Annotated in this window: 7 protein-coding genes; 2 read left to right on the top strand and 5 right to left on the bottom strand. The window is 69.3% G+C overall.

The features are described from left to right. Nucleotides 1–110: 110 nt before the first annotated feature. Nucleotides 111–593 carry a tRNA adenosine(34) deaminase TadA gene (gene tadA / locus A7A76_RS13465; RefSeq protein ID WP_343225336.1) on the top strand — a complete coding sequence of 161 codons (483 nt, stop codon included), beginning with the start codon at nt 111–113 and terminating at the stop codon, nt 591–593. 175 nt (nt 594–768) lie between these two features. On the opposite strand, the gene A7A76_RS13460 is transcribed toward tadA, so the two are convergent. The 4 genes from A7A76_RS13460 to A7A76_RS13445 form a co-directional block, all read right to left on the bottom strand. Then, complete coding sequence (locus tag A7A76_RS13460; RefSeq protein ID WP_206411658.1) at nt 769–1380, bottom strand: hypothetical protein; 612 nt, start codon at nt 1378–1380, stop codon at nt 769–771. Nucleotides 1381–1423: 43 nt separating this feature from the next. Beyond that, nucleotides 1424–2560 carry a Cache 3/Cache 2 fusion domain-containing protein gene (locus tag A7A76_RS13455; protein ID WP_206411657.1) on the bottom strand — a complete coding sequence of 379 codons (1137 nt, stop codon included), beginning with the start codon at nt 2558–2560 and terminating at the stop codon, nt 1424–1426. Between the two features lie 744 nt (nt 2561–3304). Further along, nucleotides 3305–3787 (bottom strand): DUF2721 domain-containing protein, encoded by a 483-nt coding sequence (locus A7A76_RS13450; protein WP_206411656.1) that lies wholly within the window; start codon nt 3785–3787, stop codon nt 3305–3307. A 275-nt stretch (nt 3788–4062) separates the two neighbouring features. After that, a complete protein-coding gene (locus A7A76_RS13445) occupies nt 4063–4548 on the bottom strand; it encodes a DUF2721 domain-containing protein (protein WP_206411655.1) in 486 nt (161 codons plus the stop codon). A 63-nt stretch (nt 4549–4611) separates the two neighbouring features. On the opposite strand from A7A76_RS13445, the gene orn reads away from it, so the two are divergent. Beyond that, the gene (gene orn / locus A7A76_RS13440) at nt 4612–5196 is read left to right on the top strand and encodes an oligoribonuclease (protein WP_206411654.1); all 585 of its coding nucleotides are present in this window, start codon (nt 4612–4614) and stop codon (nt 5194–5196) included. Between the two features lie 480 nt (nt 5197–5676). On the opposite strand, the gene A7A76_RS13435 is transcribed toward orn, so the two are convergent. Continuing rightward, complete coding sequence (locus A7A76_RS13435) at nt 5677–6672, bottom strand: mechanosensitive ion channel family protein (protein WP_206411653.1); 996 nt, start codon at nt 6670–6672, stop codon at nt 5677–5679. Nucleotides 6673–6674: the final 2 nt, after the last annotated feature.

The following is a 6674-nucleotide window of genomic DNA, read 5'->3' as shown; positions in this document are numbered from 1 at the left end:
GCGCACTGCCCGCGGCCGCCGCCGCGCCTGCGCGAGGTGCGGGCGCGGCGCGGCTGCACCATAATCGCGCCCGGGCGCCGCGCTTCGGCGGCGCCGGAGCGAGAACCCGCGTGAGCGAGCAGCAAGCCGAGATCGACCGTTACTGGATGCGCCGGGCGCTGGACCTGGCCGAACGCGCCGAGCGCGAGTTCGACGAGATCCCGGTCGGCGCGGTGCTGGTGTCGGGCGCCGGCGAAATGCTCGGCGAGGGCTGGAACCGCAACATCGGCCTGCACGATCCGAGCGCGCACGCGGAAATCGTGGCCTTGCGCGAAGGCGGCCAGCGCATCGGCAACCACCGCCTGATCGGCAGCACCTTGTACGTGACCCTGGAGCCGTGCGCGATGTGCGCGATGGCGATGGTGCACGCGCGGGTGGCGCGGGTGGTGTTCGGCGCCTTCGATCCCAAGACCGGCGCCGCCGGCAGCGTGTTCGACCTGCTCGCCGACCCGCGCCACAACCATCGCGTGGCGGTGCTCGGCGGGGTGCTGGGCGACGAGGCGGGGGCGCGATTGAGCGCGTACTTCCGGCGCAAGCGCGGCAAGCCGGTGTAGCGGTTGCGAGGATGGGCTGGGTTCGGCGCGATCGGATAGCCCGCGGTCGCGACTCGCGTCGCTCCTACAGGGCGAGCCCGTCGCCGCGCCAGCTCCGTGTAGGAGCGACGCGAGTCGCGACCGCGCCACCGCGCTTGCGACAAACCCCCGCCATCGTGCGGCGCGGCCCGCCGCCTCACCGCAACGCCGCCAACGCCTTGCGCGCCTCCTCGCTGAAGCGCTGCGCTTCCTGCTGCGAATACAACTGCCCGGCGAGCTGTACGATGGCGCGCTGCGGGTCGCCGCCGGCGGCGTCGAAGGCTTCCTGGCACAGCATGCCGGCGATCGGGCCGAGATAATTCAGCGCGATCTGCTCCAGCGCCTGGCGCACGTGCGGATTGACCACGACCGCTTCGACCGCGGGCGCGCTCGCCGACGCGGCGCCCGGCGGCGGCGAGGGCACCGCCGCGGGCGCGTACTGGTATTGCTGTCCGCCCAGGTCGTGTTCGAACCCGCCCAGCAGCCATTCCACCGAACTCTCGGCCAGCGGCGCGCGCCCCGGCGGCAGCGCGGCGATGCCGCTGCTTTCGAAGCGCACCTTGGCCGCGGCGACCATCGACAAGCGCTGCACCGCCTCTTCGTTGCGCAGCATCCGGTACACCACTTCCTGCACCTGGCCCTGGTGCAGGCGCACGATGCAGGAGTGGTTGTCTTCGGTGACGATGTAGGCGAAGCCGGACGAGCGCTTGTGCGCCAGCGACTTGAGCTCGCGCAGCACCTGCACCAATGGTCGGAACTCGTTGCTCATGCCGGGCTCCCTGGATCCCTAGGTTCGGCGTGGATGGACCGGGTCAACGCGAGAGCTTGGCCAGCCGCTCCATCGCCACGCGCACGCTGTAGGACAGGCGCGAGATGGCGCGGGCGAGCTTGCCGATCTCGTCCTTGAGTTCGGTCTCCTCGATGGTGTGGCCCCACTTGCCCACGCTCAGTTCCTCGGCCACCACGGTCAGATGCTGGATCGGCTTGAGCACGCGGCTCCAGATCAGCGCCCACTGCAGGCCCAGGATCAGCGCGCACACCAGCAGGCCGATGCCGCCGATCCACAGCGACTGGCGCGCGATCGCCTTGTCCACGTCGCTCTTGGGATAGGCCGAGACCAGGCTGAAGCCCCAGCCGGGCACTTCCTGGCGGCTGATCACCCAGTCGCTCGGGTTCTCGTGGGCGATGCGGGCGATTTCGGCCGGATCGGCGGTGGCGCCGGTCTTGGAATGGAAGCGCAGCTTGTCCTTGCCGTCGAACACGGCGATGAAGCCCGAGTCGAGCACCTGGCTGCCGTCGACGACTTCGGCCAGCGCGTTGAGGTCGGTCTTGTAGCCGACGTACCACACGCCGATCGCGCGTTGCGCATCGCTGTCGGCGAAGATCGGCTCGTAGCCGGTGACGTAGGGCGTGCCGAGGATGTCGACCACGCCGTAGAAGTTCTCGCCCTTGCGCATGCGCCCGATCACCTGGCCGAGCGGATCGAGCTGGGTGCCGATGGCGCGGCTGCCGTCGTCCTTGCGCACGTTGGTGGCCACGCGCACGAAGTCTTCGCCGTCGCGCGCGAACAAGGTCGCGGTGCCCTGGGCGATGGCGGTGACGCCGTCGACCAGGGCGAAATTGTTGGCCTGCGACACGCCGCCGAGCACCAGATCGTTGGTGGCGCGGCCGCCGACGGTGACGCGGCCGCCGAGGCTGGCCGTGCCGAGCCGGCGGCCTTCGCTGCGCAGCAGGCGCATGGCGTCGTGGGTGCGGTCGAGCATCACCGAGCGGGTGACCGAGAACAGGCCCTGCAGCGCTTGCGTGCGCCGTTCGACGAATTGGTTGGCGTCGGCGCGGACGTGGCGCGCCTGCATCACCGCCAGCACCACGGTCAGCACGACCACGGACACCAGCACGAGGGCCAGCACCGGCAACAGCAGGCGCACCCGCAACGAGTGAAGAAACATCGGATTTATTCCCCTGGAGCGCGTGGATGAACGAATGCGTTTGCGGCCGACGCCGCGCGCGGACGCGGGCGATGCGGCGGGGCGCTCCATGCCCGATGCGCGCGCTCGCAGCCGGTCGGCGGTCGCAAGCGTGCGGCATCGTTTTTTCTTTCACAATGCGGCCGCGTCGCACAGCGCAGGCGTAGCGGTGCGGCCGGCAACGACGGCCTGCGCAGATTCGATGCAGTGGGTGGGTGGTGTTTGTGGATGTAGTGCGCTGCGCGCGTGAGGAGGAAGAGTCGTTCGGTCACGCGGAGCTGCAGGTTCGGTGTCGTTCGTGGGCGCAGCATATCGGGCGCGGTCTGCTGCGAATCGTGCGTACAGTCGCAGAAGGCTTTGCTGTCGCGCAGCTGTCGCGCGCGAACGCGGCGAACTGTGCGGAACGCTGGATTGGCGTGTGCTCGAGGACACGCGGTTCAGTCAGCGGATTCGGGCGTATCGTGTATACGCTCGTGCTTTGTGCGCATCTTTTGTGCCGGACCGATCTTCGTTCGAACTTGAAACGATGCTGCTTTGGCTCAGCGCTGCGCGTCGGCTTGCGGTCGGCGAAACCGGCTATGCGTCCAGGGCGCATTCGCTACTGGGCGGATACCTCGTATGTGTGCAGAAGTTGCGCGCGCGGCCGCAGTCGCCCGCATCGATGCGCTTGCTCGCAAGCTGTGATGCAGTTCCGTTTTGCCGCGAGCGCCGCGGCGGCCCGCCGGGTCAGCCGTGTTTCCTGCGGCCGTGGTCGCGATCGAACTCGCGCTTCACTTCGGCGTCGAGCATGCTCACGCTCATGCGCGCTTCGCGGCCCATGTTGATGCAGGCGGCCAGCACCAGCAGCACGCCGCACATCGCGGTCGCGGTCGGCACGCCGTGCAGGCGGTAGTCGGCGAACTGGTCGATGCCGATGGCCAGGCTGGTGCCGACGAAGGCGGTCATCGCGCCGTAGAGCAGCTGCAGGCAGGTCAGGATCAGGCGCACGCGCCGGCGGTGCAGGATGATGCGCGCCTCCAGATAGTTGCGGGCGTGCTCGTCGACGGTTTCCTCCAGCGTCGCCAACTGCTGGCGCATGCGGTCGACCACGCGCGCCAGACGGTTGTTCGACGACACCAGCAGCGACGCGGTGGCGGTCAGGAAGAACGCCGGCGTGATCATCGCCGAGACCACGGCGTAGTGCGAACTGAGCTGCAGCGGATCGGGCATGGCGTAGGCGCGCAGGCGCGGAGCGGGGCGCCGTCGGCGCCGGGGAGGCGGGGGCCTCCATGATGCCGCAAGCGCGGCCGGGCGTTGTGGAGCGAGGCCGGTGGTTGTGGACTGGGGCCGGTGGTTGTGGAGTGGGGGGCTGTTGTGAGGGGGCTTCAGCCCCGACGCTTTCGGCTCAGGTCGCGACGGACATCAACGGCAGATCCCAGACGGACTGACGGCGGATCGAACGACATCGGGTCTGAAGGCCTTCCCGCAAGACAGACCGCCGGTCGTCAGCCGCGGCTCTTGGCCCAGCGCTTGACCGCGCTGGCATGGCCGTGGTCCATCTCCTCGTTGACCGCCTCCACCGCCAGCGAGGACTCGCGCGCCAGCAGCAGGCTGGCGGCGAACATCGACAGCACGCCCAGCGCGGCCAGGACCGTCGGCACCAGGCCCAGGCGGTAGCCGAGCACGGCGTCGCCGGCCACGGTCAGGCTGGTGCCGACGAAGAAGCTGATCGCGGTGTAGAGCAACTGGCTGCCGCGCAGGATGATCCGGCTGCGCTTCTTCTGGCGCAGGATGTGGCGCTCGATCAGCTCGCGCTCCTCGGCGTCCTCGGTCTCGGCCAGCTCCTTGAGCAGCACCCGGGCGCGGTCGATGACCCGGGCCAGGCGGTTGTTGGCCGACAGCAGCAGCGAAGCGGTGGCGGTCAGGAAGAACGCCGGCGCCAGCATCGCGGTCAGGATGGCGTAGTGGACGTCGGGGGCGTTGGCGGTCATCGCGGCGCGGCCGTCGGGGCGGGTGGGCTATCATGCCGCGACACAGATACGCACGGCGAGCCCATGAGCGAACACCCCGGACACGAGCGGCACGGACACGAGCACCGGCTGATCTGGATCGACCTGGAGATGACCGGCCTGGACACCGACCGCGACTCGATCCTGGAGATCGCCACCGTGGTCACCGACGCCCAGCTCAACGTGCTCGCCGAGGGGCCGGAACTGGCCATCGCCCATCCGCTGCAGCGGCTGGAGGCGATGGACGAGTGGAACCGCAACCAGCACGGCAAGTCCGGGCTGTGGAAGCGGGTGCTGGAGCAGGGCGTGGCGATGGGCGAGGCCGAACGGCTGACCCTGGAATTCCTGGCCCAGTGGGTCGCGCCGAACACCTCGCCGATCTGCGGCAACTCGATCTGCCAGGACCGGCGCTTCCTGCACCGCTGCATGCCCAGGCTCGAGAAATACTTCCACTACCGCAACCTCGACGTCAGCACGGTCAAGGAACTGGCGCGGCGCTGGGCGCCGGAGGTGCTGGCGGGGATGAACAAGGACAGCAAGCACACCGCGCTGAGCGACGTGCACGATTCGATCGCCGAACTGCGGCATTACCGCGGGTTCATGGGCAAGCTCGGCGGGCTCGCGGGCTGAGCCTTTGTTGCGGCCTCGCGCGAGGCCGCAACGCAGCGACTGTAGGAACTGCGCGAGCTGCGCCGCGAACCTCGCGAGCCGGCGCTGGCGTGAAGCCTGATGCGACGCGGCTATACGCGCGATCCAGATTTCGCCGCGGTTCCATTCGCGCGGTCGCAGCTTGCGCAGCTCCTACAGCGAGAAACCCACTTGCGCGGCGAAGGGGAGAGCGTGCGCCACTCCCCGCGAACAGCTCGACTCTTGGGCTTGATGTCGGCCGCCGCCGCGAAGCCGCAACGCAGCGACTGTAGGAGCTGCGCAAGCTGCGACCGCGAACCTCGCGAACCGGCGTTGGCGTGAAGCCTGATGCGACGCGGCTATACGCGCGATCCAGGTTTCGCCGCAGTTCCATTTGCGCGGTCGCAGCTTGCGCAGCTCCTACAGGGAGCAACCCACTTGCGCGGCGAAGGGGAGGGCGTGCGCTACTCCCCCGCGAACAGCTCAACTCTTGGGCTTGGCGCCGGCCGCCGCGACGTCGCCGTCGTCCGCGACCGCCTTGGTCAGCACCTCGCCGATCGGCCGCCCGTCGGCGTCGTGGTGGTACACGTGCAGGTCGCGCTGCGGATACGGGATGTTGAGGCCCTTGCCGATCAGCTCGTTGCGGATGCCTTCGACCAGGTCGCTCTTGGTGTGCAGCAGGTCGCCGGTCTTGGCCCAGGCGCGCAGCTCCAGGTTGACGCTGCTTTCGGCCAGCGCGGTCACCAGCACTTCCGGTACCGGATCCTTGAGCACCTTGGGATGCGCCGCGGCCAGCGCCAGCAGCGTGTCCTTGGCGACCTTGAGGTCGTCGTCGTAGCCCACGCCGACGGTGAGGTCGATGCGGCGCCTGGGATTGGCGGTGAAATTGACGATGACCGCGGTGGTGATCAGGCTGTTGGGCAGCACGATCACGCGGTTGTCGACGGTGCGCAGGCGGGTCTGGAACACCCGGATCTGTTCGACCGTGCCCTCGATGCCGGCCGCCTGCACGTAGTCGCCGGCGCGGAACGGGCGCAGCACGATCAGCATCACGCCCGAGGCGATGTTCGACAGCGAGTCCTTCAGCGCCAGGCCGATGGCCAGGCCGGCGGCGCCGAGCACCGCCAGCACCGAGGTCATCGGCACGCCGAGCTGTTGCAGCGCGGCCACCGCGACCACCACCACCATCACCGCGTAGGCGATGTTGCGCAGGAAGCCGCGCAGGGTGACCTCCATGTTGGCGCGGGTCATGACCCGCTCCAGCGCCTGCGACAGCCGCTTGGCGATCCACAGGCCGATCAGCAGGATCGCCAGCGACGCCAGCAGCTTCAGGCCCTGGGTCTGGGCCCAGGCCATCAGCTTGTCGAAGTCGAAGCCGGCGCCGAGCCCCAGCAGGGACTCGGACGCCTGCGCCTTGGCGGCGGCGGCTTTCGCGGCGGTGGCCTGGGCGGCGGCCTGAGCGGCGTCGGTTTTGGCCATGC

Origin of the sequence: Lysobacter enzymogenes, assembly GCF_017168095.1 — a bacterium.
Taxonomy (GTDB): Bacteria; Pseudomonadota; Gammaproteobacteria; order Xanthomonadales; family Xanthomonadaceae; genus Lysobacter; species Lysobacter enzymogenes_D.
The sequence above is the reverse complement of the archived record's forward strand: the minus strand, read 5'-3'. Positions and strand labels throughout refer to the sequence as shown.

Bases quoted from the DNA above. Each gene is read 5' to 3' on its own strand.
- A7A76_RS13455 (WP_206411657.1), bottom strand. From the start codon at position 2,560: ATGTTTCTTCACTCGTTGCGGGTGCGCCTGCTGTTGCCGGTGCTGGCC.
- A7A76_RS13460 (WP_206411658.1), bottom strand. From the start codon at position 1,380: ATGAGCAACGAGTTCCGACCATTGGTGCAGGTGCTGCGCGAGCTCAAG.
- A7A76_RS13445 (WP_206411655.1), bottom strand. From the start codon at position 4,548: ATGACCGCCAACGCCCCCGACGTCCACTACGCCATCCTGACCGCGATG.
- A7A76_RS13435 (WP_206411653.1), bottom strand. From the start codon at position 6,672: ATGGCCAAAACCGACGCCGCTCAGGCCGCCGCCCAGGCCACCGCCGCG.
- orn (WP_206411654.1), top strand. From the start codon at position 4,612: ATGAGCGAACACCCCGGACACGAGCGGCACGGACACGAGCACCGGCTG.
- A7A76_RS13450 (WP_206411656.1), bottom strand. From the start codon at position 3,787: ATGCCCGATCCGCTGCAGCTCAGTTCGCACTACGCCGTGGTCTCGGCG.